The 2,430-nt window shown below is 68.0% G+C and carries 2 protein-coding genes; one reads left to right on the top strand and one right to left on the bottom strand.

Translation table 11 applies throughout. The features are described from left to right. Positions 1-81: 81 nt before the first annotated feature. Positions 82-1,614 carry a cysteine--tRNA ligase gene (gene cysS, locus MJ785_RS20630; protein WP_239313919.1) on the top strand — a complete coding sequence of 511 codons (1,533 nt, stop codon included), beginning with the start codon at positions 82-84 and terminating at the stop codon, positions 1,612-1,614. Between the two features lie 75 nt (positions 1,615-1,689). On the opposite strand, the gene MJ785_RS20625 is transcribed toward cysS, so the two are convergent. Then, positions 1,690-2,430: FHA domain-containing protein (locus MJ785_RS20625; protein WP_239382431.1), on the bottom strand; the 741-nt coding region annotated here is incomplete at its 5' end.

The raw sequence follows: 2,430 nt of genomic DNA, 5'->3' as shown, positions 1-2,430 counted from the left end.
AACTTCCGGCGGCGACCACTAAGCCGGGTTTTGATCGGGGCTGTGGACGTACGAGCGGGAGCCGCGCCGTACGCTTGACGGATGGGACTCCACATCTACGACACGCGCACCCGGCGCATACGGCCGTTTGAGCCGTTGCACCCCGGTCATGTGGGCGTGTATGTCTGTGGGCCCACCGTCCAGTCCGCGCCGCATGTCGGGCATGTACGTACCGCGGTCGCCTTCGATGTACTGCGCCGCTGGCTCACCGCGTCCGGGCTTGAAGTGACCTTTGTCCAGAACATCACTGATATCGACGACAAGATCATTATTAACGCGGACCGGGCCGGCGAGAGCGTGTGGGAGCTCGCCACCCGCCAGACGCGGGCCTTCGATGACGCATACCGTGTTCTCGGTGTGCTGCCGGCCACGATTCAGCCACGGGCGACCGGCCATATCCCGGAGATGCTGGCGCTCATCGCCAGACTGTTGGATGTCGGCTGCGCTTACGTAAGCGCCGGGTCGGTCTGGTTCCGGGTCGCTCGCTTCGCCGGTTATGGACAGTTGTCGAATCAGCGCCCGGACGCCATGCAGGCGTCATCGGAGAGCGAATCAGGGAAGGCCGACCCTCGTGATTTCGCGCTCTGGAAGGGCGCGAAGCCGGGTGAGCCGTTCTGGGAGTCACCCTGGGGGCGAGGCCGTCCAGGGTGGCATATCGAGTGCTCAGCCATGGCGGGCAAGTATCTCGGCGAGATTTTCGACATCCACGGTGGCGGTCTTGACCTTGTCTTTCCGCACCACGAGAATGAGCGCGCCCAGTCGGTCTGCGCCATGGGCGCGGGCCGGCAGCCTGCCGTGGCCGGCACAGCTGAGATGGCCCGTTACTGGATGCATGTCGGCCTGCTGACGACCCGCGGTACCAAGATGTCGAAGTCACTGGGCAACTCGTTCCTGGTCGCCGATGCGCTTGACCAGGTCAGACCGCAGGTGCTGCGTTACCATCTGCTCGGCGCGCACTATCGCTCATCGCTGGAATACGGCCAGGAAGGGCTGGCCGAATCGGCCGCGGCCCATGACCGCGTCGAGACCTTTGTGCGCAACGCCTTGGACATCCTGGGTGGGCCCGACGAGGCTGCGGCACTTGCGGCTGAATGCGCCGTCGGGGCACAGCGCGTGCTTGATGGTCATGCCGGGCCGCTGGCGGCCGACACCGCGGCCGGGGGCGCTCCGGTGGACGCGGCCATGGTTGGGAACCCGGCGCAGGCCTGGCGTGCCTTCGCGGTTGCGCTCGACGACGACCTCGCGGTCTCCCGGGCGCTGGCGGTCCTGTTCGGCGCTGTCGGACGCGGGAACCAGGTGCTGTCCAAGACGCGCAGCCGGGAGCTTGCCAGCTGGGTCGACGTCGTGCGCCGGATGCTCGCGGTCCTTGGGCTTGATCCGATCGCGCAGTGGCCCACGGCCGGTTCCGAACTGAGGCCCGCGCTCGACGGGGTCATGGAGATTGTCCTCGATCTGCGGTCGGCCGCGCGTGCCCGGCGGGACTACGCCGAGGCAGATGGGATCCGAGCCCGGCTCGCGGCTGGGGGCATAGTGGTTGAGGACACTCCGGAGGGGCAGCGCTGGCATCTGGCGTGAGCCAGCGCTCCCGCCGACGGCACGGAAGAAGCACGATGATTGCGCGCCGTCGGCTGGGGCAGAGCCCGGAAGCGGCTATCGAGCGAGCATGCGGATCGTGATCCGCGTCCAGGCGCCGAGGTAGACTCGGTCGCCGTTGCGCAGCGGTACTGGCTGGCCCGGTGGGATCGGATTCGGTTCGTCGTTGATCCGGGTACCGTTCGTTGAGCCAGGGTCGAGTACAGCGTACCCACCGTCCGCCATCAGCTCGAGCATGGCGTGCGCGCGGGAGATACCCGGATCCTCCGGTGTGCCGGACAGGTCGATCTCCGGATGGATGCCGCGGGACTCGCTGCGTCGCCCGATCAGCAGCCGGGGGCCGCTGAGGGTGAAGACCCGCCGTGGGTAGACCGTGGGGAACGGGACACGGTGGTCATCGCCACTGTCGTAGTACTCGCGCTCGGCTTCGACAAGCACGTCCCAGCCGGTCTGCACCGCTCCCCGGTCCGGTGTGCCGGGGCGTTCTCGCAGGACCAGATCGAATCCGCACACCTCGCAGAACCGCGTACCCGGCTCGTGCGGATTGTGACAGTTCGGGCAGGCGGCGTCGTAGCCGTCGCCGGCCTCTCGGGACGGTCGTGCGGGCACATGCTGGTTGGGACGTGGGCGGTGGTAGTCGGGCGGTGCTGTTACCGGGCCGCGTGGAACGGCGCTCGCACGGTCCAGGCCGAACGGATCATCCCCGCCGCCGGGAGCGGGGTGGCTGGGTGCGTACGGGTCGGCGCGGTTCCTGTCATAGCCCCATGGCTCGCCTCTGCGCGGTTCGTCACGCGGGTC

This window comes from Protofrankia sp. CiT1 (assembly GCF_917627335.1).
In the GTDB taxonomy this organism is placed as follows: domain Bacteria; phylum Actinomycetota; class Actinomycetes; order Frankiales; family Frankiaceae; genus Protofrankia.
Note: the sequence above shows the minus strand (reverse complement) of the source record. Positions and strands in the feature narration are given on the sequence as shown.